This window comes from Burkholderia sp. APQ4-4ca, assembly GCF_057837105.1.
Genome location: NZ_JBYQCG010000120.1, coordinates 17,137 through 38,479 on the forward strand (window position 1 = coordinate 17,137; position 21,343 = coordinate 38,479).

Sequence of the window (21,343 nt, forward strand, 5' to 3'; positions counted from 1 at the left end):
CATCGTCCTCATTTCGTGGAGAACCTTATGAATGTAACCATCACGCCGGACGTCACGGTCGGCAACGACCTGCCGTTCGTCCTCTTCGGCGGCCTCAACGTGCTCGAAAGCCTCGAGCTCACGCTCGACGTGTGCGGCACGTTCGTCGAGGTCACGCGCCGTCTCGGCATTCCGCTGGTGTTCAAGGCGTCGTTCGACAAGGCCAACCGTTCGTCGATCCACTCGTATCGCGGCGTGGGCTTCGACGCGGGGCTGCGGATCCTGGACGAAGTCAGGCACCGGTTCGGCGTGCCCGTGATCACGGACGTGCATGAGGTGTGGCAGGCCGGCCCGGTCTCGCAGATCGTCGACGTCCTGCAGATACCGGCATTCCTCGCGCGTCAGACCGATCTCGTGGTCGCGATCGCCGAGACCGGCAACGTGGTCAATATCAAGAAGCCGCAGTTCATGAGCCCGACGCAGATCGAGCACGTCGTATCGAAATGCCGCGAGGCCGGCAACGACCGCGTGATCCTGTGCGAGCGCGGTTCGTCGTTCGGCTACGACAATCTCGTCGTCGACATGCTCGGTTTTCGCCAGATGCGCGATGCGACGGGCGACTGCCCGGTGATCTTCGACGTCACGCACAGCCTGCAGATGCGCGATCCTCACGGCGCCGCGTCGGGCGGGCGGCGGCGGCAGGTGCTCGATCTCGCGCGCGCCGGGATGGCGGTGGGGCTGGCCGGGCTGTTCCTCGAAGCACATCCCGACCCCGACCACGCGCGTTGCGACGGCCCGAGTGCGCTGCCGCTCGCGTTGCTCGATGCATTCCTGCAGCAGGCGAAGGCGGTGGACGATCTGGTCAAGCGGCTTGCGCCGCTCGATATCCGATGAGCGGCGCGATGTATCGCGGCGCCGTGCGCCTGGTGCTGTTCGACGTCGACGGCGTGCTGACGGACGGCCTGCTGCACGTGACGGCCGACGGCGAGTTCATGAAGAGCTTTCACGCGCACGACGGTGTCGCGGTCGCACTGCTGCGCGCGCACGGAATCCGCGTCGGCATTCTGTCGGGCAAGCATAGCGGCGCGCTGGCCTGGCGGGCCGGGCAACTCGGCGTCGACGTGCTGGTGACCGGCTGCGACGACAAGGCCGCCGGCTATGCGGACATCAAGGCACGGCAACGAGTGGGCGACCACGAAATCGCGTACGTCGGCGACGACGTGAACGATCTCGCGGTCATCGAACGCGTCGGCGTGTCGTATGCGCCGGCCGATGCGCATCCGCTCGTCCGCGCACGCGTCGATCATGTCGCCCGCACGGCGGGCGGCCGCGGCGTGGCGCGCGAGGTGACCGAGCATCTGCTGACCGGGGCCGGGCTGTCGCTCGACGATGCGTACCGGCCGTTGTTCGAAGCATGGAGCAGCCATGACGTCATTCAATAACGGGCGGCCGGTGCACGTCGTGATCCCGGCCCGATACGGCTCGACGCGCCTGCCGGGAAAACCGCTCGTCGATCTGGACGGCGAACCGATGATCGTCCGCGTGCACGCGCGCGTGCGCGGTGCGCTGCCCGATACCGACATCGTCGTGGCGATCGACGATTCGCGTATCGCCGAGGTGCTCGCCGCGCGCGGCATCCGTTTCGCGATGACTGATGCCGGTCACGCGTCCGGCACCGATCGCGCCGCGGAAGTCGCGCGGGCGTTCGGCTGGCGCGACACCGATGCCGTGCTCAACGTACAGGGCGACGAACCGCTCGTGCCCACGGCGCTGCTCAGGGCATTCGCCGGCTTCTGCAGCGTGGCGCCGGACCTCGGTGTCGCGACGGTGGCCTGCCCGGTCGGCGACGCCGCGCTGCTCGACGAGCCGGGCATCGTCAAGCTCGTCGTCGACGGCCGGGGGCGTGCGCTGTATTTCTCGCGCGCGGCGATTCCGTTCTGCCGTGACGGCCGGCCCGCGCAAACGAGCGGACCGAGCGGCGGCGGTTTTCTGCGGCACATCGGCCTCTACGGCTACGCGAATACGGCGTTGCAGTCGCTGGCGGCCGCGGCGCCGTGCGAACTCGAGCAACTGGAGCGGCTCGAGCAGTTGCGGGCGCTCTGGCTCGGCATGCCGATCGACGTGATGCGATGGCCCGATGCGCCGCCGGCCGGCATCGACACACCCGACGACGTCGCGCGCGTCGTCTCCCTTCTCAAACGGCAAACCCATGATGCGACAGAACCATATTGAATCCGCCCGGCAGGTCTTCGAGATCGAATCGCGGGCATTGGCCGGCGTGGCCGCGCGGCTCGACGCGAATTTCGACGGCGCGATCGAGATCATTCTCGGCTCGCGCGGGCGCGTCGTCGTGTGCGGGATGGGCAAGTCCGGTATCGTCGGCAGAAAGATCGCCGCGACGCTGTCGAGCACCGGCACGCCCGGCTTCTTCATGCATCCGGGCGAGGCTTATCACGGCGATCTGGGGATGGTGACGCCGGACGACACGTTTCTCGCGATTTCGAATTCCGGGGAAACGGACGAGGTGATCAAGCTGATCCCGTTCTTGCGCAGCAACGGCAACGACCTGATCGCACTGACCGGCAATCCTGCGTCGACCCTCGCGTGTGCCGCGCGGGTTCACCTCGATATCGGCGTCGAACGCGAGGCGTGCCCGCTGCAGCTCGCGCCGACCGCATCGACGACGGCGACGCTCGCGATGGGCGATGCGCTGGCGGTCACGCTGATGCGGGCGCGCGGCTTCCAGCCCGAGCACTTCGCACGCTTCCACCCGGGCGGCTCGCTTGGACGCCGGCTCCTGTCCACGGTCGACGACGAAATGGCGTGCGGGGACCTGCCGCTCGTGACGGAAGACATGTCGACGCTCGACGTGCTGGACGCGATGACGCGCGGGCGTCTCGGGCTCGCGATCGTGAAGCGGAACGCGGGTTGGGGCATCGTGACCGACGGCGACATCCGCCGCGCGATCGAGCGGTATGGCGACGGCGTATTGCGGCGCACGGCGGCCGACATGATGTCGATCGAGCCTTGCACGGTGCGCCCCGGTACGCGGGTCGAGGATGCGTTGCTGCTGATGCAGCAGCAGCGCATCGGCGCGTTGCTGGTGGTCGACGGCAGCAACGTCGTCGGAGTGTTCAAGAAATAGACGGGCGGCCGGTATCGGCTCGGGCTACTGCAGGCTTTGCGTCAGCGCACTGGATGCGGCGTTGTCGCGGAACCGGCGTACGCGCAGGAACGTGATGAAATTCGAGTCGTGCTGGCTGGCCGCGCCGCCCTCCGGGTCGTCGAACGCGACGCGGAGCACGGCAACGAGGTCGGTGCCGTCGAATTGCCAGTCGACGTACTGGAAGCCGTGCCGCTTCGTGTCTGCGTGTTGCAGCAGGATGCGCCGCGCGGTCCACCGCCGAAGATCGGGCGACGACAGCAGCACCAGCGTGTTGCGCACGCGCTCGAGGTTCATCGGCCCGACGCTCTTCGGAACCGCGTTCGTGATCGTCCAGTATTGCCCCGACTGGGGATCGAAGCGGATCGTGAACTTCTTGCCCGCACCGGGCAGGTCGACGAAATCGCGCGTCGGGTCGAACGACAGCGTTCGGCCGTCGTCGCTCGTCGTCACCAGAGCGGCCTTCTCCGGACCGTTCGTCGTATTCACGCGCAGCACGACGACGGGTGCGGCGCCTGGCCTGCCGACGACATTGCCTTCTTCCCAAGACTGGAATTTGCCGTCGAGCCAGCGTTTGTCCGACGGCAGATGCGCGGACATGCACCAGTTACGCGCGTCGAGCAGATCGCGATCGGCGGGGGCGGACAACACCATCGCGCGCAGGTCGCCGCCGTCGACGCTTTCATACGCGCGCCACACGCGCCCGCGATCGACGAGCACCGGCACCGGCCCGGTGATGAAGTGCCCGGGATACGGCAACAGACCGGTGGACGCATCGACCGGCGTGGTCCACGACGCGCCGCCGTCGTCGGAGCGGCGAATCGACGGCGTGCCCATCGAGCGGTCGGTGCCCATCAGGTATAGCGCGCCGTTCAGCACGAACAGCGACGACCAGTACTGATTCGGCACGTCGGCGAGCCTCGACCACGTCGCGCCCTTGTCGTGCGACGTGAAGACGGACACGCGGTTCTGTGCCGAGGCGGCGCCGAACGTGTCGAAGCTCGCGACGTAGTCGCCGTTCGGCAGCAGGGCGAGCGACGGGGAGCCGAGATACACGCGCGTCGCGGCCGGACTGTGCGCGATGACTTCGCCGGGCGGTGCGGGCACGGAGTCGGCGTTCGCTGCCGTCATCGCGCAGGTCATGCACAGCGCCGCGATAAGCGATCGTTTCAATGTGCGAAACATCGACGCATGTCGGAGTGATGTCATGTCGGATGCGCGACGGGCTCGTCGCCGGACAGGGTGGGAAGCGGGCGGGCGACCGCGCGCCGTTGCGGCGCATCCTGGTCGGCCAGCACGACGAACAGCAGAATGGTGAGCCAGAGCATGCCATAGAGCACGTGATATTTGAACAGCAGGATCGGCAGCAGATAGAGCAGATACTTGCGTCGGCCCTTGCGGCGAAACAGCATGACCAGCGTACCGAAGAACACGACGAAACCGGCGACGCCCGCTGCGAACACGAGGTAGATGTAGAACGAGCTGTCCCGCACCTGATAGCCGCGCAGGTGCGTTTTGCCGACGTTGTTGCGCTCGTCCCAGAAGAGGCCGCCGCCGAACACGCCCGCCACGACGTCGCGCTCCGTCAGCTCGGTCAGCACGAGCGTACGGCTGCCGACCGCGTCGTAGTCGACAGACTGGTTCACCCGCTGGTCGTATACGCTGTAAAGCCAGGGCACGCAGGCGAGCGCGACGACGACGACGGCGATCCGGGTCTGCAGCCGGCCGCGCCCGATGAGCACGTGCAGCCCGCACAATGCGGCGCACACGGCCATCGACGCGACCGAGAAGCTGAGCAGCGCCGTCGCGAACCCGACCGCGGGTGCGAGCGTCATGCGCCGCTGCGACAGCAGCAGGACCACCGCGCTCGGCACGACCGTCATCGCATAGAACGACGGCTCGGAATACAGTCCGAGCGCACGGATCGAAATCAGGCTGTCGGACAGCGCCTTGGTGGCGTAGAGCGCTTCGGAGTCGGCTTCGCGCACGTAGCTGTCGAAGTCGATGAAGGTGCCGGTGCCCAGGTAATAGACGAGCTGAAACGTGAAGAACGCGGCGTGGACGTAGATGAGCGTCCGGCATGCGGTGTCGAGCGTATCCCGCGTGAGCACGCCGCCGGCAAACATCCAGTAGCACAGCGCGATATACGTCTGGATCAGCACGAACTTGACGTAGAAGTTCACGTAGAAATCGCCGAACGCGGACAGGACGAACGCGACGCAGGTGCTGATGAGCCAGTACGCACAGACGGGAAACAGATGCCGCTGCCGCTTCATCAGCGTCGGCGCGCGAAGAAAGGCGAGCGCGCAGAGCAGGAAATAGGCGGCGAAGGTTGCCCGTACGCTGAATGCGTTGAGGGAGAAGAACAGTACGCTGGCTGAAAAGAGCAAGGTCGACATGCGTGCGCCCGATCGGAGACTCCGGATTCGCCACGCGCCGGCCGTTCCGGCGCCGTACGGCGAGATGCGTCGCGACGCGGGCAAGGCGCCTGTCGGGCAGGGCTGGCTTGCTCGCCGGTTCGCGCGCGGAATACGGGGCCGTCGTTCGGGACGACTCGATTCCGGCGATCAAGCATAGACGGTTGGACGGCCGGGCGAGCGGCGTTGTCCGATCCGGGCGGCATTCCGTCTTTTTCCGGCGGGGCGACGAAGCGGGCCTGGAGCCCGCGGCGGCGAGCGGCCGCCCCGGCAATATCGCACCGCACCGTGCCGCATGGTCCGACCGCGCGATCCCGGCGATCAGGGCCGCAGCGCGAACCGCCCGCACAGAAACGGCGAGTAATTGTCGATCGCCGCCTGGATCGGCGCGTGTCGACCATAGGCGACGGCCGACACGGCCAATAGCGACCCGGCGACGAGCGCGCGATACCGCGCATCGACACGCGGTGTCCCATGCCGCCACACGAACGCCAGCGCGACCGCCGAGCCGACGAGCCAGCCGGCGACGACTTCCGCCGGCGTGTGCGCGTCGTCGAACACGCGCGCCACGCCGATCAGCGCGCCGAGCGCGAGCCCGAGCGACAGCGACGTGGTCGCCCGCAACGGCGTTCCGCCGCTCAGCGCCAGCACGCATGTCATCGGCCAGACCGCCGATGCGAGCATCGTGTGCCCGCTGATCACGCGGAAATCGATCGCGCGGATCTGGATCCCGCAGCCGGCGTACAGCATCTTCGTGGCGCCGACCAGCGCCATGCCGGCCGCGAGCATCACAGCCCATGACACCGCGTGACGGCGCCCGGCGGCCGAGCACGTCAACCAGCCGATACACACGAGCGCGAGCGGCAGCGTCATCGCCGCGTCGCCGAGATCGCTGACGGCCGTCCACATGAACGGGTTCGTCACGCGGCTGCTCAGGCGGCCAGCAGCGTCGACATGCGCGCGGCCAGATAGCTTTCGAAGTCCGCGGCCACTTCCGGGTGCCGCAGCGCGAACTCGACCGTCGCCTTCAGATACCCGAGCTTGCTGCCGCAATCGAAACGCGTGCCGTCGTAGCGATGGGCCAGCACCTGTTCGTCCGTCAGCAGCGACTGGATCGCGTCCGTCAGTTGCAGTTCGCCGCCCGCGCCGGGCCGCAGCGCGCGCAGATGCTCGAACACCTTCGGCTTCAGCACGTAACGCCCCACCACGCCGAAATTCGACGGCGCGTTCGCCGGCGCCGGCTTCTCGACGATTCCGGACACCTTGAACAGGTTGTCCTCCCAGCGCTTGCCGTCGATCACGCCGTACGACGTCGAGGCTTCGGGTGCGATTTCCTCCACGCCGATCACCGACGCGTGATAGTGATCGAACACGTCGATCATCTGGCGCAACACGGGCGTCGGACCGTCGAGCAGATCGTCCGCGAGGATCACGGCGAACGGCTGGTTGCCGACCAGCTTCTCCGCGCATAGCACGGCGTGGCCGAGCCCCAGTGCTTCGGCCTGGCGAACGTAGAAGCAGTCCACGTGGTTCGGCTTGATGCTGCGAACCAGCGACAGCAGCTTTTCCTTGCCGCGTGCCTCGAGCTCGGCTTCGATCTCGTAGGATTTGTCGAAGTGGTCTTCGATCGCGCGCTTGCTGCGGCCGGTCACGAAAATCATTTCGGTGATGCCGGCGTCGATCGCCTCCTCGACCGCATATTGAATCAGCGGCTTGTCCACGACCGGCAGCATTTCCTTCGGGCTGGCTTTCGTCGCAGGCAGAAATCGCGTGCCGAGACCGGCGACCGGAAAGACGGCTTTCGTCACTTTCAACATGGTTTTCGGATTCCACTCGTTCGGGTTCCGGCATCGACGATGCCGAGAGGGTGACGATACGCGAATGCCATCGTCGTTTGCACGGTCCCGCGTCGCTCGCGCAAACGGGCCCGCGCGCCGTCCGAAAATCGTAGGGGTGTTCCACTTTCAGGGGGTGACCGAATCTAGGCTGAATCCGACAGCGACGAACCGCGAATCATCGCTTTGCGAGCGCCGATTTCGCGTATGTCGGATGCGATCTAGGAATTGTCCGCATGATGCGCGTCGCCTGACATAGATTCAGGCATTCACTACTGCACGGCCGGTCACGGCGCCGCGCGCGGCCCGGCAAGACCCGCCGTCGGCTCAGGAGCGGTCATGACCGAACAGGGCGATATCTTCGACGAAATCGCGGAATTCAATCGCGCGTATCTCGTGCTGGCCCAGCGCATGCTGCGGGTCCACTACGAGCAGGGCAAGCGGCAATTGGGCATCTCGGATGAAAGTGCCGCGACGATCGTCTCGCTCACCGCCGATCAGATCGACGAACTCGCGGTGGGCGGCGAACTCGTCTGCGAATTTCGCGCCGACAACGCGCCGGGCCGCGCATGACGCGTTGTCCGGTTTTCTCGAACGGGCGTTCGACTCGCGCCGTTCAAGCGGATGGCTCGCGGCAATCCCGTTGCCCGTTCGAACGGGTCGCGCGAATGGCGACGCCCGCGCAAGCCGCGCGGCGGCGCCGCGACCCCCGGTACGCGCGCGCGCTGACCGGCGTGCACTTGCGGTCGCGCCCACGGGCGTCGTCGGCGCCGCCGCGCACGAGGCTCAACGCTTCCGCGCGGCTCGAGACGCACGGCCCGGAGCCGGGCAGCGGCTGGCGCGCGGTCTCGCGCAGCGCGAGCACCGACACGATGCCGATGAACGACGCGCCCATCAGGTAGTACGCGGGCATCATCAGGTCGCCGGTGCGATCGACCAGCCACGCGGTGACGAGCGGCGTCGTGCCGCCGAACAGCGACACCGACACGTTGAAGCCGATCGCGAGCGCGCCGTAGCGGATCCGCGTGGGGAAGAGGGCGGGCAGCGCCGACGGCATCACGCCCGTGAACGTCGACAGCAGGATGCCGTAAATCAGCATTCCGCCGAAGATCGGCAGCATGCCGCCGGTGCGGATCAGCATCAGCGCCGGCACCGACAGCACGAGCAGGCCCACGCAGCCGGCCATCATCACCGGCTTGCGGCCGACCTTGTCGGACAGGTGCCCGGCGTACAGCGTCATCGGCATCATCAGCACCATCACGAGCAGCACCATGAAGAGGCCGTGCGATTCGCGCACGTGCAGCGTCGCCGACAGGTAGCTCGGCAGGTACGACAGCGCCATGTAGTCGGTCACGTTGAAGATCAGCACGAGGCCGACGCATTGCAGCAGCGGCTTCCACTGTTCGACGAGCAGCGTCGCGAAGCGCTGCTTCGGCCGCGCGCGCTCGTCCGCTTCGCGTGCTTCGGCCTCCTTCTTGAATGCCGGCGTTTCCTCGAGCTTGAGCCGCACGTAGAGACCCACGAGGCCGAGCGGGCCGGCGATGAAGAACGGCACGCGCCAGCCCCACGACAGCAGCGCTTCCTGCGACAGCGTGGCCGTCAGCAGCGCAACCGTCGCCGCGCCGAGCGTATAGCCGATCAGCGTGCCGAATTCGAGGAAACTGCCCATGAAGCCGCGGCGCCTGTCGGTCGCGAACTCGGCGATGAAGGTGGCGGCGCCGCCGTATTCGCCGCCGGTCGAGAAACCCTGCACGAGGCGGGCGACGAGCAGCAGGATCGGAGCCATGATGCCGATCGACGCATAGCTCGGGATCAGGCCGATCGCGAAGGTGCCGACGGCCATCATGATCATGGTGGCGGCGAGCACGCGCTGGCGGCCGATGCGGTCGCCGAGCGGGCCGAACACCATGCCGCCGAGCGGGCGCACGAGGAACGCGGCGGCGAACGTGCCGAAGGTCGCGAGCAACTGCGCGGACGGGTTGCTGGACGGGAAGAACACCTTGCCGAGCGTGACGGCGATGTAGCTGTAGACGCCGAAGTCGAACCATTCCATCGCGTTGCCGAACGCCATCGCGCCGACCGCGCGCTTGAGGACGGCGGGGTCGACGATCGTGACGTCATCCAGCTTGATGGACTGGCGCGAAGACCGGGTTTTCGCGGGGCGCGCTTGCGATGAACTCAATGATCTCTCCTGGAATGGCCTTGGCGGCGCGGCCGGCGGGAATGCAGCGGGGGCGTGCGGGCCGACGGACAGCGAAGGCGGATATCTCGGGGGTGCCGCGATGCCGGTGGCGTGACGCGCGCAGCGGACGACACCGGGCAGGTGTGTTGTGCGAACCAGTTTAGAGAAACGAGCGCGAGCGGCTATCGGTCATGCGCCCGGAACCCGGTGGTAAACGACACGCGGGGAAGCGGCGCCGGTTGCGCCCCGGCGGGCGGAAGCGGTGTGGACAGTCACCGCGCCGTGCGCCGGCCCGCGGATACCAGCAACGCCACGAACGCTGCTTCATCCGCTCGCAAGCCCCGCGGCGTACGTCGGACCGCGAGCGCGGCGAGCGTGCCGGCCTCGAACGCGTCGAGCACGGCCGGATGGATGTAGCAGCGCCGGCACACGGCTGGCGTGTTGCGCAGCAGCTCGGCCACCGCGCGCACGGTCTCGACGATCTGCTTGCGCGCGTGCGTGACGCCGCGATGCTCGACGCGCCGCAGCAAACCGAGCGCGTGCACGCTGCCGGCCCAGGTCCGATAATCCTTCGCGGTGAAATCGGCGCCGCCGGCCTCGCGCAGGTAGTCGTTCACGTCGGACGACCCGACCGGATGGCGTACGCCGTCGTCGTCCACATACTGGAACAGCTCATGCCCGGGCAGCTCCGCGCAGCGCCGTACGATCCGCGCGACCCGCGCGTCGTCGACCGTCACGTCGTGTTCGATCCCGCTCTTGCCGGCGAAGCGCAGCCGCACCTGGCCGGGCTGGATCTTCAAATGGCGCTTGCGCAGCGTCGTCAGCCCGTACGAGCCGTTTTCGCGCGCATATTCCGCGTTGCCGATCCGCGCGAGCGTCGTATCGAGCAAGCGGACGATCGTCGCGACGACCTTGTCGCGCGGCATGCCGGGCAGCGCCAGATCGCGCGTGACGCGTGCGCGGATACGCGGCAGCGCCCGCGCGAACGCGGCCATCCGCGCGTACTTGTTCGCGTCGCGCGTTTCCCGCCACAGCGGATGATAGCGATATTGCTTGCGGCCGCGCGCGTCGCGGCCCGTCGCCTGAAGATGACCGCGCGGGTCCATGCAGATCCACACGTCGGTGTACGCGGGGGGAATCGCCAGCGCGTCGATGCGGGCGATTTCGTCGGCATCGCGCAGTCGCGCGCCATCCGGCCCGTAATACGCGAAGCCGTTGCGCAGCGGCCGGCGCGTATAGCCGGGGCGGCGGTCGTCGACGTGGCGCAGCGGCCCGGCGGCGCTCGAAGCGGGCCGCTTCATGTCGGGACGCGCCGGCCGGCGGCGGTGCGCGGCGACCCGCGCTCACGGGCAGCGATCATGCTTGTCTCCTTGGGTTCGCGTGAAGGGCGGGCGCCTGACATGGGGCGCGAACAGCCATTGCGACGGAGCAAGAACCGTGCGCTGCACCGCCCGGCTCGGTTCGCCCGTTTAGGTGTTTATACGTATGCCGATTCAGACATCGGCCGAATCCAATATTTCATTGGAAGGTTATCGGACTTGTTCCTAGACTGATGCGGGGCATGTATACCGCGCCGGCAGGACACGCCGGCCGGCGCAGCCCGATCCGCGCCAGCGCCACGCAGAAACACAACAGCGCCGCGGCACACAACGACATCATCGGAGACGGACCATGACATTCATCAGGAAGCTGGCGGCCGGCGCGATCGTCGCCGCGGCGACGGTGCTGGCAGGCGGCGCGCACGCGCAGCAAAAGCCGATCACGCTCGGGTTCTCGCAGGTCGGCGCGGAAAGCGCATGGCGCACCGCGAACACCGTATCGGTGAAGAGCGCGGCGAAGGACGCCGGCATCAACCTGAAATTCTCGGACGCGCAGCAGAAGCAGGAGAACCAGATTCGCGCGATCCGCTCGTTCATCGCGCAGAAGGTCGACGTGATCGCGTTCTCGCCGGTCGTCGAATCGGGCTGGGAGCCGGTGCTGACCGAAGCGAAGGCCGCGCATATCCCGGTGATCCTGACCGATCGCGGCGTCGACGTGAAGGATCCGTCGCTGTACGTGACGATGATCGGTTCCGACTTCCTCGAGGAAGGGCGGCGCGCGGGCCACTGGCTCGAAGAGCGCTACAAGAACGACGCCGGCCCGATCAACATCGTCGAGCTGCAGGGCACGGTCGGCTCCGCGCCGGCCAACGATCGCCGCGCGGGCCTGCTCGAAGTGATCAAGAACAATCCGAAATTCAAGGTGATCGCGTCGCAGAGCGGCGACTTCACGCTCGCCGGCGGCAAGCAGGTGATGGAAGCGTTCGCGAAGACCTACGGCAAGCAGATCAACGTCGTCTACGCGCACAACGACGACATGGCGCTCGGCGCGATCCAGGCGATGGAAGAGGCCGGCATCAAGCCCGGCAAGGACGTGAGCGTCGTGTCGTTCGACGCGACCAAGGGCGGCTTCGAGGCGATGGTCGCGGGCAAGATCAACGTCGACGTCGAATGCAGCCCGCTGCTCGGCCCGCAGCTGATGACCGCGGTGAAGGACGTGGTCGCCGGCAAGCAGTTGCCCAAGCGCATCGTGACCAACGAGACGGTGTTCCCGATGAACGTCGCGGCGCAGGTGCTGCCGACCCGCAAGTACTGACCCGTCCGCCGGGCGGCGGCCTCGCGGCCGCCCGGCGACGCTTCGAGGGAGGATGCATGCAGAGTCCGCCGGTGGTCGAGATGATCGGCATCGACAAGTCGTTTCCGGGCGTCAGCGCGTTGCAGCGCGTGGACTTCCGGTTGTTTCCAGGCGAGATCCACGCGCTGATGGGCCAGAACGGCGCGGGCAAGTCGACGCTGATCAACGTGCTCACCGGCGTGCACGCGCACGATGCGGGCGAGATTCGCGTCGGCGGCGCGCCGGTGAATTTCGCCGCGCCGCGCGAGGCCGAGGCGGCCGGGATCCAGACGCTCTACCAGGAAGTGAATCTGTGCGCGAACCTGTCGGTCGCTGAGAACATCTTCGCGGGGCGGCAGCCGATGCGGCGCGGCGCGATCGACTGGAAAACGATCCACGCACGCTCGCGCGACGCGCTCGCCGAACTCGATCTGGCGCTCGACGTCACGCGTTCGCTCGATTCGTATCCGATCGCGGTGCAGCAGATGGTCGCGATCGCGCGCGCGGTGTCGGTCGACGCACGCGTGCTGATTCTCGACGAGCCGACCTCGAGCCTCGACGACGGCGAGGTCGCGCGGTTGTTCGACGTGCTGCGCCGGCTGAAGGCGTCGGGTATCGCGATCCTGTTCGTCACGCATTTTCTCGAGCAGACCTATGCGGTGTCCGACCGGATCACCGTGATGCGCAACGGCGAGCGCGAAGGCGAGTATCTCGCGCGCGACCTGCCGGTCGACGTGCTGGTCGCGAAGATGACCGGCCGCGAGCGCATGTCCGACACGCTGCAGGCGGGCGCCGCGGCGGTCGAGCATGACACCGCGACCACCGCGCCGTTCCTGTCGATGCAGCAGGTCGGCCGGCGCGGAATGATGAGCGCGCTCGATCTCGACGTGCGCCCCGGCGAGATCGTTGGGCTGGCCGGGCTGCTCGGCTCGGGCCGCACCGAAACCGCGCAACTGGCGTTCGCCGCGGCGCGCCCGGATACCGGCGCGATCGAGATCGACGGCGCGCGCAAGCGGCTCGCGTCGCCGCACGACGCGGTGCGCAACGGCATCGCGTACTGCCCGGAAGACCGCAAGAAGGAGGGCATCGTCGCCGCGCTGTCGATCCGCGAGAACGTCATTCTCGCGCTGCAGGCGCGGCGCGGCTGGTGGCGGCTGATCGGGCGGGCGCGACAGCGCGAGATCGCCGACACGTACATCGCCCGGCTCGGCATCAAGGCGCGCGACGCGGAGCAGCCGATCGGGCTGCTGTCGGGCGGCAACCAGCAGAAGGTGCTGCTCGCGCGCTGGCTCGCGACGGACCCGAAGCTGCTGATTCTCGACGAGCCGACGCGCGGCATCGACGTCGCGGCGAAGTTCGACATCATGGAGCGCGTGCTGGCGCTGTGCGCGCAGGGGCTCGCGATCCTGTTCATCTCGTCGGAGATCGGCGAGGTCGTGCGCGTGAGCCACCGGATCGCGGTGCTGCGCGACCGCCGCAAGGTCGCGGAGCTGAGCGGCGCCGATGCGTCCGAGGAGCAGGTTTACCGGTTGATCGCAGGAGGCCAGTCATGACGTGGCTACGCACGCTGTTTCGTCATTCGCTCGCGTGGCCGGTGCTGACGCTCGCGCTGCTGTTCGCGCTGGACGTCGCGCATCGTCCGGGCTTCCTGTCGATCGTGCTGCTCGACGGCCATCTGTTCGGCGCGCCGATCGACATCCTGAACCGCGCGGCGCCGCTCGTGATCGTGTCGCTCGGCATGACGCTCGTGATCGCGACGCGCGGCATCGACATCTCGGTCGGCGCGATCGTCGCGATCGCCGGCGCGGCGGCCGCGAGCGTGCTCGCGGCGGATCCGTCGCAAGTCGGCACGGCGCTGGCCGCCGCGCTCGGCGTCGGGCTGCTGGCCGGTGCGTGGAACGGGCTGCTCGTCGCGTTCGTCGGAATGCAGCCGATCATCGCGACGCTGATCCTGATGGTGGCCGGGCGCGGCGTCGCGCAACTGCTGACGGGCGGCCAGATCATCCCGATCGGCGCGCCGGGCTACCTCGCGCTCGGCGGCGGCTATCTCGCGACCGTGCCGTGCGCGGTGTGGATCGCGCTTGCGACGATCGGCGCGATCGCGCTGCTGGTGAACCGCACGGCGCTCGGGCTGTTCATTCGCGCGATCGGCGTGAATCCGGTCGCGACGCGGCTCGTCGGGCTGCGCGCCGGCGCGGTCGTATTCGGCGTGTATCTGTGCTCGGGCGTGATGTCGGCGCTCGCGGGCATCCTCGCGAGTTCGAACGTGCGCAGCGCCGACGGCAACAACGCGGGGCTGCTGCTCGAACTCGACGCGATCCTCGCGGTCACGCTCGGCGGCACGTCGCTGCTCGGCGGCCGCTTCAGCCTCGCGGGCTCGGTGCTCGGCGCGCTGATCATCCAGACGCTCACCTACACGACCTATTCGATCGGCGTGCCGCCGGAGGCGACGCTCGTCGTCAAGGCGGTCGTCGTGATCGTCGTGACGCTGATCCAGTCGGACGCGGCGCGCGCGCTGCTGGTCCGGCACGCGTCGCGGCTGCTGCCTTCCGCGCGATCGCGCGCCACCACCACCGGAGCGACGCCGCGATGACCCGTTTCCTTGGCCGCCTCGCCGATCCGCGCACGCTGCCGATCGTCGTGACGATCGTGCTGTTCGCCGCGCTGTTCGGCTTCGGGTCCGTGATGTACACGGGCTTTTTCTCGATGCAGGTGCTGACCGGGCTGCTCGTCGACAACGCGTTCCTGCTGATCGTCGCGATCGGGATGACGTTCGTGATCGTGTCGGGCGGCATCGACCTGTCGGTCGGCTCGGTCGTTGCGTTGACAACGATATTCTGCGCGGTCGGCGCCGAACGGCTGCACTGGCCCGTGTGGGTGATCGTGCCGCTCGTGCTCGCGTTCGGCGCGCTGTACGGCGCGGCGATGGGCGCGCTGATCCACTACTTCAAGCTGCAGCCGTTCATCGTTACGCTCGCCGGGATGTTTCTCGCGCGCGGTGCGTGCTTCCTGATCACGACGCAGTCGATCACGATCAACGAGCCGGTGTTCCATGCGATTGCGGGCATCAGCGTGCCGGTCGGAAGCGGCATGCTGAGCGCCGGTGCGCTGATCGCGCTCGCGACGCTGGCCGTCGCGATCTACGTCGCGCATTTCACGCGCTTCGGCCGCAACGTGTATGCGGTCGGCGGCAACGAACGCTCCGCGCTGCTGATGGGCTTGCCGGTCGCGCGCACGAAGATCGGCGTCTATGCGCTGAGCGGCTTCTGTTCGGCGCTCGGCGGCGTGGTGTTCACGCTCTACGTGCTGTCGGGCTACGGGCTGCAGGCGCAGGGGATGGAACTCGACGCGATCGCCGCGACCGTGATCGGCGGCACGCTGCTGACGGGCGGGGTGGGCTACGTGATCGGTTCGGTGTTCGGCGTCGGCATCCTCGGCACGATCCAGGTGCTGATCACGTTCGACGGTACGCTGAGTTCGTGGTGGACGCGGATCGTGATCGGCGCGCTGCTGTGCGTGTTCTGCGTGCTGCAGCGGGTGATCGAACGGCACGCGACCCGGCGCCGCACCGGTGGCACGGGGCTCGGCGCGCGGCGGCCGACGCAGGCTCCCGCCCCCGCGCGCCGGGCACCGCCCGAGCAGGACATCGGGCTGGTATCGACGATGCGGCGGTCGTAGCGCAATCGTCCAGCGCTATTCCGGAAAAGGGTTTTCCGCTGCGGAAAAGGTTTGTCTGGACGAACGTCCGCACACTGGCAACGGTACGGCTGGAATCGGCTTTTTTCACCGCTTCCGGTTGTCACGAAGATTGCCGTTGCCGTCGCTTTCATGGCAGCCGACATTCGATGTCACATCGAATGATGGCGTTCCCGGATGTTGGGAAGTCGGCAACAAAAGAGTAACGGGCACGAGGGTAGTGAAGACGTCATAACGCGCGAGATTTTCAGATCTACGAGTTGAAGCGCGAAATGACGGGTTGGAGTCGGTGCAAGGCGTCGAGCGAGAAGAAAATCGCCAAGTAAATCGGATCGATTCATTCGATGCCGGGGCCGTGCGGTGAATAGCCGGTTTTTTCCGAAAATCCGGCAAAACCGGTCGCCCGCCGAAAAGGAGTGAGCGACTTCATGCGAGCCGCCGGGCGGTGTATCGATGCCGGCGGCGCGCGCGGTGCTCTCGCGGATCAGGCCGATACGGGCTGAAGGCGGATGCGTTTGCTGCGGCCCCGGGCATGCGATGCCCGTCGCACGGACGCGGCCGCACGGCGACCGGCGTTCGGCACGCGGATCGCTTTCCGCACCGCGGCCCGTGGATCGACGGCACTCAGTGCCCGATCACGCAGACGGCGACGATCTCGTAACCCGGGTCGGCATGCGCGCTCGCGGCTTTCTCGGCTTCGTCATACGAACCGAAGGAGGCGGCATCTTCGATGGCGGGCGCCATGCCGATATCGCCGTCCTCGGCGGTGCACAGGAACTGCTCGCCGGTCTTCACGACGTAGATGGACATCATGATTCCCTTCAGGGTTTGCAGGGAGAGATTCCAGTCTAGCAGGCGTGAAGCAAGCCGGCGGCCGACGCGACTCCCGGCCGTCAATCCGGGCCGGCTTGTCGATTCGGCCTGCCGTGAAGGGCCGGATTCGCGGCCGTGGACCGGCTTGGAACGGCGAGTGCGCGGCCGGGCCGTGACGCGCGCGGGCGTCGAAAGCCGTGCACAATACGCGCATGCGCGCCCCCGATCTTGAATGCCTTGTCGCCGTCACCATGCCCTTCGGAAAATACCAGGGCCGGCTCATTGCGGACCTGCCCGGACCGTACCTCAACTGGCTGGCTCGCGAGGGCTTCCCGCGCGGTGAACTCGGCCGGCAGCTCGCGCTGATGCACGAGATCGACCATAACGGCCTGCGGCACCTGCTGGAGCCGCTGCGTAAACCTGCTTAGCGCGGCGTCACGCCGGGCCGGTCCCCCGAAGCGTCGACTGCGCGGCGGCGATGTCGTGCACGCTCTAGCGCGGCGTCACGTGCGGCGTCACGTGCGGCGGCGCGACAGGCGCGCTCGTCGACCTCGCACGCTGCATGTTCCCCGCCGGCGGCGGCCGGCTTCGGAGTCGTTGACCGCATGACGGAACGAGTCGCCCGGTGCCGGGGCAGGCCGCCTGCCTCATCCGGGCCCGCCGTCAAACTTCCTGACCTTGTACGTTCGCCGCGTCTTTCCGTCGCTCCGCGGTGTTCGTCGGCATGACGACCGCCGTGCCTTCCACCACGACGAGCCCGTTCACTTCGCAGCGGGTTTCCAGCACGACCCGCCGTCGGCTCGCGAGAATCTCCTTGACCGTCACGGTCGCGCAAACCGTTTCGCCGAGCTTCACCGGGCGCCGGAACTGCAGATCCTGCGACAGATAGATCGAACCCGGGCCGGGAAGGCGCGTCGCAATTGCCGCCGATATCACCGACGCGGACAGCATGCCGTGGGCAATGCGGCCGCCGAATCGGGTCCGCTTCGCATAGGCGTCGTCGAGGTGCACCGGATTCTTGTCGCCCGACGCGCTTGCGAAGAGAAAAACGTCGCGCTCGGACAGTGTTTTCAGGAACCGCGCGCTCATGCCCGGGATGAGATCCTCGAGATCGTATCCGCCTTCGTCGTTCATCGTTTGTTCCCGTATCGTCCGTACACGTCGTGTTGAGGGGCGAGCGTCGTCGCTCGCTTAGGCCGCAGCGCTTTCGTGCCGCGGTGCCGCGCGCGCATCCAGCGACGCGAACAATCGATTCGCCGAGTCAAGCGCCCATTGCGCGGCCGGTACACCGGCGTGAGGCAATGCGCCGACGATGGCGGCCACGATTTCGCGCTGCGATGCGCCGAGCGACAGCGCCCCGCGCATGTGAGCCGCGAGTGCGTCGACGTCGGCATTGCGGGCGAGGCAGGTCAGGCAGGCGATGGCCGTCAGATGCTGTGCCTTCGCGTATTCGATCGAAGCCGGCTGCGACATCGACGCCTGAAGCGCGTCGACGCAACGGCGGAGTTCGTGTGACATATCGGCGTAGGTGAGGGGCGCGTCGATGCCGCGTTCCGGCGCTTCCGGCGCAGTGACGGCATTTGCCGTATCGAACACGGCAAGCGCAATGCGCGACACTGGCAGCACGAGCGGCCAGCCGATATAGCCGGTGAGTTGAATCAATACCTCGGTCAGTTCGCTGCGCGTCCAGCCGAAATCGAGACAGGCCTTCAAGTGCTGGCGGACCGCGTCGTGCCGATTTTCGAGCGCGATGACGATTGCGAGCGTTGCGAGTCCGCGCTCCTTGGGCGTCAGCGCATCGAACGGCCGCTGTCGACGCTGCAGCAGGTAGGCGAGCGCGGAATCGCACCCTTCGACAAGATCGGCCACGAGGTCGACGCCGACGCCACGCTCCCGCAGCAAAGCCGCGACGTGGAGCACGCCGGCCATCGCCACCGATACCCCTGCGTAGTCGAGGGTCTGCAACACCGTTTCCAGCAGCGCCTCGGGCGTCCAGCCTGTGTTCAACATGCCGCCTGCGTGGTATCTGAGCGCGGAATCGGCATTACCCATCGTGGTCAGCACCGCGACGGTAACCAGTTCGCGGTTTTTCAGCGACAGATTGGGGCGGGCAATGATATCCGCATAAGCGCCTTCGATGAGTAGCCGCCTGAAATCCGGATCCAGGCTGTCGAGCGCCGCACTCAGCGCACTGAAGCCGTCGTCGCCGATGGCATGGATGACGGACATGCCGAGTTCATGTCTGGAGATCGTTTTCGCATGCATGGCAAATCGATTCGGTTGAACGCTGAAAGGACTGACGTTCCGGATGATATTCGCGTGCCGGAAAATCAAATTTGAACTTTTATGAACTTTCAACTTCGCCCGGTTTTCGCCGTCTAGAATCGTCCCGTCTACGAGATGGCGATTGGGTTCACACAGGCGGAATGGATCGATGGATGGCCATAAGGAATCCGTCATATCAACGCAACCGGGAGAGTGCAGTGTCGAGATTTCAAGATAAGGTCGCCCTCGTGACCGGCGGAAGTTCGGGTATCGGTCGCGTCACGGCGTTGCGGCTGGCGGCGGAAGGCGCGCATGTCGCGATTGCATCGCGCCGTACCGACGAGGGGCTGGCCGTCGTCGAGGCAATTCGCAGATCGGGCTGGAAGGCGGTGTTCGTGAAGACCGATGTCTCCCGCGCCGACGATTGCGCGAATGCGGTTGCGCGAACGGTAAGCGAATTCGGTCGCCTCGATGTCGCCTTCAATAATGCCGGCGTCGAGTCGTTCGGCAAGCCGGTGGCCGATACCGACGAGGCGAGCTGGGATTTCGTCGTGGACATCAACCTGAAAGGGATGTTCCTGTCGATGAAATACGAAATTCCGGAAATGCTGAAAGCGGGGGGCGGCGCGATCGTCAATATGTCGTCCACTTACGGCATCGTGGCATCGGCATTCGGCGGCTGCGCGTATCACGCGTCGAAGGCCGGCATTCTCGGCTTGACGAAGGCGGCTGCGCTCGAATATGCGAAGCAGAATATCCGCGTCAATGCGATTTGCCCCGCATTCGTCGCGACGGCGATGGTCGAGAAGTTTCTCGGCGAGACCGGCATGACCGACCAGATCAAGGCATTTCATCCGGTAGGCCGCCTGGGGACCGAAGACGAAATTGCGAAGGCGGTCCTGTTCCTTGCGAGCGAGGAGTCCTCGTTCATGACGGGCACTGCGCTGTCGGTGGATGGGGGAATGGTCGCGGCGTGAGCCGAGAGCGTCATCTCGATCGAATCAACTCTCGTATGGATATCAATATGGATGCCAAAGTGTTGGATATGGTTGTCGAAGCGCGACGTGACCAGTCTGAGTTGTTCGAGATCGGCAGCCCGATTCCGCTGGGCGTCGTACCCGCGAAAATGCATGCATGGACGATTCGCCGCGAGAATCACGGTGAGCCCCAGCGCGCGTTCACGAAGGAAATCGTCGACGTGCCGTCGGTCGGCCCCAACGACGTGCTGATTCTCGTGATGGCGGCGGGCGTCAACTACAACGGCGTGTGGGCAGCGCTCGGCCAGCCGTTCTCGGTGCTCGACCTGCACGACGATCCGTATCACGTCACCGGGTCGGATGCCGCGGGCATCGTCTGGGCCGTCGGTTCGAACGTGAAGAAGTGGAAGGTCGGCGACGAGGTGGTCGCGCATTGCTCGCAGGTCGACGGCGACGACGAGGAATGCAACGGCGGCGATCCGATGCTGTCGCCGTCTCAGCGCATCTGGGGTTACGAAACATCCCATGGCTCGTTCGCGCAGTTCGCTCGCGTCCAGTCCACGCAGCTGATGCCGCGCCCGAAGCATCTCACGTGGGCCGCGAGCGCGTGCTACACGCTCACGCTGGCCACCGCATACCGGATGCTGTTCGGACACAAGCCGCACGTGCTGTCGCCGGGCCAGTCGGTGCTCGTGTGGGGCGCGGCAGGCGGATTGGGCACGATGGCGATCCAGCTTGCGGCGCTGGCCGGCGCCCGCCCCGTCGCAGTGGTCTCCGACGATTCGAAGGTGGAATTCGTCAAGCGCCTCGGCGCGGTCGGCGTGATCAACCGCTCGAACTTTTCGTGCTGGGGCGCGCCGCCGTCCGTCGATGAAAAAGAGACGTATGCGGCCTATGTCGACAGCATGAAGAAGTTCGGCAAGGCGATCTGGGACGCGCTCGGCGAAAGGCGCGACGTCGACATGGTGTTCGAACACCCGGGCCGCAACACCTTCGCGCCGTCCTGCTATGTCGTGAAGCGCGGGGGCATGGTCGTGTTCTGTGCGGCGACGAGCGGCTACGACCTGACCTGCGACGCACGTTACGTATGGATGCGGCAGAAGCGTATCCAGGGCAGTCACTTCGCGAGCCTCAAGGAAGCGGCGCAAGCGAACCGGCTCGTGATGAGCGGCAAGATCGATCCGTGCCTGTCGGAAGTGTTCCCGTGGAACCGCTTGCCGGACGCGCACGCGAAGATCCGCGCGAACGAACACCTGCCGGGCAACATGGCGGTGCTGGTCCAGGCGAGCAGTCGCGACGATCTCGACGCCGCGCGTCGCCACTAGCCACGAAGCATTCTTCTTGCTGAGAGAACGGTATGGACC

General features: G+C 66.8%; 20 protein-coding genes and 1 pseudogene. 12 read left to right on the forward strand and 9 right to left on the reverse strand.

The window, feature by feature from the left end; translation table 11 throughout:
- Positions 1-27: 27 nt before the first annotated feature.
- Genes kdsA through AC3IFE_RS15365 form a run of 4 tightly spaced genes read left to right on the forward strand, consistent with a single transcriptional unit; the run spans position 28 to position 3,124 of the window.
- Positions 28-873, forward strand: coding sequence for a 3-deoxy-8-phosphooctulonate synthase (kdsA, locus tag AC3IFE_RS15350; protein ID WP_301737097.1), 846 nt, complete (start codon positions 28-30; stop codon positions 871-873).
- On the forward strand, positions 870-1,421 hold the full coding sequence (locus AC3IFE_RS15355) for a KdsC family phosphatase (RefSeq protein ID WP_489191012.1): 552 nt from the start codon (positions 870-872) through the stop codon (positions 1,419-1,421). The genes kdsA and AC3IFE_RS15355 overlap by 4 nt, the downstream gene beginning before the upstream one ends.
- On the forward strand, positions 1,405-2,211 hold the full coding sequence (kdsB, locus tag AC3IFE_RS15360; RefSeq protein ID WP_301737095.1) for a 3-deoxy-manno-octulosonate cytidylyltransferase: 807 nt from the start codon (positions 1,405-1,407) through the stop codon (positions 2,209-2,211). Before AC3IFE_RS15355 ends, kdsB begins: the two co-directional genes overlap by 17 nt.
- Positions 2,189-3,124: a KpsF/GutQ family sugar-phosphate isomerase gene (locus AC3IFE_RS15365; RefSeq protein WP_089471511.1), complete on the forward strand. Its 936-nt coding sequence runs from the start codon at positions 2,189-2,191 to the stop codon at positions 3,122-3,124. The genes kdsB and AC3IFE_RS15365 overlap by 23 nt, the downstream gene beginning before the upstream one ends.
- A 24-nt stretch (positions 3,125-3,148) precedes the next feature.
- Here AC3IFE_RS15365 and AC3IFE_RS15370 read toward each other — a convergent pair whose 3' ends face one another.
- The 4 genes from AC3IFE_RS15370 to galU form a co-directional block, all read right to left on the reverse strand.
- Positions 3,149-4,327: a sialidase family protein gene (locus AC3IFE_RS15370; RefSeq protein WP_489191013.1), complete on the reverse strand. Its 1,179-nt coding sequence runs from the start codon at positions 4,325-4,327 to the stop codon at positions 3,149-3,151.
- Between the two features lie 20 nt (positions 4,328-4,347).
- The gene (locus tag AC3IFE_RS15375) at positions 4,348-5,541 is read right to left on the reverse strand and encodes a hypothetical protein (protein WP_489191015.1); all 1,194 of its coding nucleotides are present in this window, start codon (positions 5,539-5,541) and stop codon (positions 4,348-4,350) included.
- 339 nt (positions 5,542-5,880) lie between these two features.
- Complete coding sequence (locus tag AC3IFE_RS15380; RefSeq protein WP_489191021.1) at positions 5,881-6,468, reverse strand: phosphatase PAP2 family protein; 588 nt, start codon at positions 6,466-6,468, stop codon at positions 5,881-5,883.
- Between the two features lie 23 nt (positions 6,469-6,491).
- Positions 6,492-7,376 carry a UTP--glucose-1-phosphate uridylyltransferase GalU gene (gene galU / locus AC3IFE_RS15385; protein ID WP_089471508.1) on the reverse strand — a complete coding sequence of 295 codons (885 nt, stop codon included), beginning with the start codon at positions 7,374-7,376 and terminating at the stop codon, positions 6,492-6,494.
- Between the two features lie 357 nt (positions 7,377-7,733).
- Between galU and AC3IFE_RS15390 the strand changes: the two genes are divergently transcribed.
- Positions 7,734-7,967, forward strand: a complete 234-nt coding sequence (locus AC3IFE_RS15390; RefSeq protein ID WP_489191016.1) for a flagellar transcriptional regulator FlhD — start codon at positions 7,734-7,736, stop codon at positions 7,965-7,967.
- A gap of 142 nt (positions 7,968-8,109) precedes the next feature.
- On the opposite strand, the pseudogene proP reads toward AC3IFE_RS15390, so the two are convergent.
- A pseudogene (gene proP / locus AC3IFE_RS15395) lies at positions 8,110-9,576 on the reverse strand (glycine betaine/L-proline transporter ProP); the annotation flags it as partial.
- A gap of 272 nt (positions 9,577-9,848) precedes the next feature.
- Positions 9,849-10,877: a DNA topoisomerase IB gene (locus AC3IFE_RS15400; RefSeq protein ID WP_489191017.1), complete on the reverse strand. Its 1,029-nt coding sequence runs from the start codon at positions 10,875-10,877 to the stop codon at positions 9,849-9,851.
- A 370-nt stretch (positions 10,878-11,247) separates the two neighbouring features.
- On the opposite strand from AC3IFE_RS15400, the gene AC3IFE_RS15405 reads away from it, so the two are divergent.
- The 4 genes from AC3IFE_RS15405 to yjfF are packed head-to-tail and all read left to right on the forward strand — an operon-like array spanning position 11,248 to position 15,906.
- Positions 11,248-12,210, forward strand: a complete 963-nt coding sequence (locus tag AC3IFE_RS15405; protein ID WP_089471504.1) for an ABC transporter substrate-binding protein — start codon at positions 11,248-11,250, stop codon at positions 12,208-12,210.
- Between the two features lie 56 nt (positions 12,211-12,266).
- Positions 12,267-13,781 (forward strand): sugar ABC transporter ATP-binding protein, encoded by a 1,515-nt coding sequence (locus AC3IFE_RS15410; protein WP_489191018.1) that lies wholly within the window; start codon positions 12,267-12,269, stop codon positions 13,779-13,781.
- Positions 13,778-14,821, forward strand: coding sequence for an ABC transporter permease (locus AC3IFE_RS15415; RefSeq protein ID WP_089471502.1), 1,044 nt, complete (start codon positions 13,778-13,780; stop codon positions 14,819-14,821). Before AC3IFE_RS15410 ends, AC3IFE_RS15415 begins: the two co-directional genes overlap by 4 nt.
- The gene (yjfF, locus tag AC3IFE_RS15420; RefSeq protein ID WP_089471501.1) at positions 14,818-15,906 is read left to right on the forward strand and encodes a galactofuranose ABC transporter, permease protein YjfF; all 1,089 of its coding nucleotides are present in this window, start codon (positions 14,818-14,820) and stop codon (positions 15,904-15,906) included. Before AC3IFE_RS15415 ends, yjfF begins: the two co-directional genes overlap by 4 nt.
- A gap of 642 nt (positions 15,907-16,548) precedes the next feature.
- Here the strand turns inward: yjfF and AC3IFE_RS15425 are convergent.
- The gene (locus AC3IFE_RS15425) at positions 16,549-16,737 is read right to left on the reverse strand and encodes a hypothetical protein (RefSeq protein ID WP_089471500.1); all 189 of its coding nucleotides are present in this window, start codon (positions 16,735-16,737) and stop codon (positions 16,549-16,551) included.
- Between the two features lie 212 nt (positions 16,738-16,949).
- Here AC3IFE_RS15425 and AC3IFE_RS15430 point away from each other — a divergent pair, with 212 nt between their 5' ends.
- A complete protein-coding gene (locus AC3IFE_RS15430; protein WP_089471499.1) occupies positions 16,950-17,165 on the forward strand; it encodes a DUF3820 family protein in 216 nt (71 codons plus the stop codon).
- Positions 17,166-17,400: 235 nt separating this feature from the next.
- Here AC3IFE_RS15430 and AC3IFE_RS15435 read toward each other — a convergent pair whose 3' ends face one another.
- Together AC3IFE_RS15435 and AC3IFE_RS15440 are read right to left on the reverse strand one after the other, a co-directional pair.
- Positions 17,401-17,871 (reverse strand): MaoC family dehydratase, encoded by a 471-nt coding sequence (locus tag AC3IFE_RS15435; RefSeq protein ID WP_089471498.1) that lies wholly within the window; start codon positions 17,869-17,871, stop codon positions 17,401-17,403.
- A gap of 57 nt (positions 17,872-17,928) precedes the next feature.
- Positions 17,929-19,002: a carboxymuconolactone decarboxylase family protein gene (locus AC3IFE_RS15440; protein WP_489191019.1), complete on the reverse strand. Its 1,074-nt coding sequence runs from the start codon at positions 19,000-19,002 to the stop codon at positions 17,929-17,931.
- Positions 19,003-19,175: 173 nt separating this feature from the next.
- Here AC3IFE_RS15440 and AC3IFE_RS15445 point away from each other — a divergent pair, with 173 nt between their 5' ends.
- Positions 19,176-19,979 carry an SDR family NAD(P)-dependent oxidoreductase gene (locus AC3IFE_RS15445; RefSeq protein WP_256979821.1) on the forward strand — a complete coding sequence of 268 codons (804 nt, stop codon included), beginning with the start codon at positions 19,176-19,178 and terminating at the stop codon, positions 19,977-19,979.
- A 68-nt stretch (positions 19,980-20,047) separates the two neighbouring features.
- The gene (gene ccrA, locus AC3IFE_RS15450; RefSeq protein WP_256979840.1) at positions 20,048-21,304 is read left to right on the forward strand and encodes a crotonyl-CoA carboxylase/reductase; all 1,257 of its coding nucleotides are present in this window, start codon (positions 20,048-20,050) and stop codon (positions 21,302-21,304) included.
- The last annotated feature ends 39 nt before the right edge of the window (positions 21,305-21,343 follow it).

What these genes read in the sequence shown, in the direction of transcription:
- kdsA (WP_301737097.1), top strand. Translation starts at nt 28, where the DNA reads ATGAATGTAACCATCACGCCGGACGTCACGGTCGGCAACGACCTGCCG.
- AC3IFE_RS15355 (WP_489191012.1), top strand. Translation starts at nt 870, where the DNA reads ATGAGCGGCGCGATGTATCGCGGCGCCGTGCGCCTGGTGCTGTTCGAC.
- kdsB (WP_301737095.1), top strand. Translation starts at nt 1,405, where the DNA reads ATGACGTCATTCAATAACGGGCGGCCGGTGCACGTCGTGATCCCGGCC.
- AC3IFE_RS15365 (WP_089471511.1), top strand. Translation starts at nt 2,189, where the DNA reads ATGATGCGACAGAACCATATTGAATCCGCCCGGCAGGTCTTCGAGATC.
- AC3IFE_RS15370 (WP_489191013.1), bottom strand. Translation starts at nt 4,327, where the DNA reads ATGTTTCGCACATTGAAACGATCGCTTATCGCGGCGCTGTGCATGACC.
- AC3IFE_RS15375 (WP_489191015.1), bottom strand. Translation starts at nt 5,541, where the DNA reads ATGTCGACCTTGCTCTTTTCAGCCAGCGTACTGTTCTTCTCCCTCAAC.
- AC3IFE_RS15380 (WP_489191021.1), bottom strand. Translation starts at nt 6,468, where the DNA reads ATGTGGACGGCCGTCAGCGATCTCGGCGACGCGGCGATGACGCTGCCG.
- galU (WP_089471508.1), bottom strand. Translation starts at nt 7,376, where the DNA reads ATGTTGAAAGTGACGAAAGCCGTCTTTCCGGTCGCCGGTCTCGGCACG.
- AC3IFE_RS15390 (WP_489191016.1), top strand. Translation starts at nt 7,734, where the DNA reads ATGACCGAACAGGGCGATATCTTCGACGAAATCGCGGAATTCAATCGC.
- AC3IFE_RS15400 (WP_489191017.1), bottom strand. Translation starts at nt 10,877, where the DNA reads ATGAAGCGGCCCGCTTCGAGCGCCGCCGGGCCGCTGCGCCACGTCGAC.
- AC3IFE_RS15405 (WP_089471504.1), top strand. Translation starts at nt 11,248, where the DNA reads ATGACATTCATCAGGAAGCTGGCGGCCGGCGCGATCGTCGCCGCGGCG.
- AC3IFE_RS15410 (WP_489191018.1), top strand. Translation starts at nt 12,267, where the DNA reads ATGCAGAGTCCGCCGGTGGTCGAGATGATCGGCATCGACAAGTCGTTT.
- AC3IFE_RS15415 (WP_089471502.1), top strand. Translation starts at nt 13,778, where the DNA reads ATGACGTGGCTACGCACGCTGTTTCGTCATTCGCTCGCGTGGCCGGTG.
- yjfF (WP_089471501.1), top strand. Translation starts at nt 14,818, where the DNA reads ATGACCCGTTTCCTTGGCCGCCTCGCCGATCCGCGCACGCTGCCGATC.
- AC3IFE_RS15425 (WP_089471500.1), bottom strand. Translation starts at nt 16,737, where the DNA reads ATGATGTCCATCTACGTCGTGAAGACCGGCGAGCAGTTCCTGTGCACC.
- AC3IFE_RS15430 (WP_089471499.1), top strand. Translation starts at nt 16,950, where the DNA reads ATGCGCGCCCCCGATCTTGAATGCCTTGTCGCCGTCACCATGCCCTTC.
- AC3IFE_RS15435 (WP_089471498.1), bottom strand. Translation starts at nt 17,871, where the DNA reads ATGAACGACGAAGGCGGATACGATCTCGAGGATCTCATCCCGGGCATG.
- AC3IFE_RS15440 (WP_489191019.1), bottom strand. Translation starts at nt 19,002, where the DNA reads ATGCATGCGAAAACGATCTCCAGACATGAACTCGGCATGTCCGTCATC.
- AC3IFE_RS15445 (WP_256979821.1), top strand. Translation starts at nt 19,176, where the DNA reads ATGGCCATAAGGAATCCGTCATATCAACGCAACCGGGAGAGTGCAGTG.
- ccrA (WP_256979840.1), top strand. Translation starts at nt 20,048, where the DNA reads ATGGTTGTCGAAGCGCGACGTGACCAGTCTGAGTTGTTCGAGATCGGC.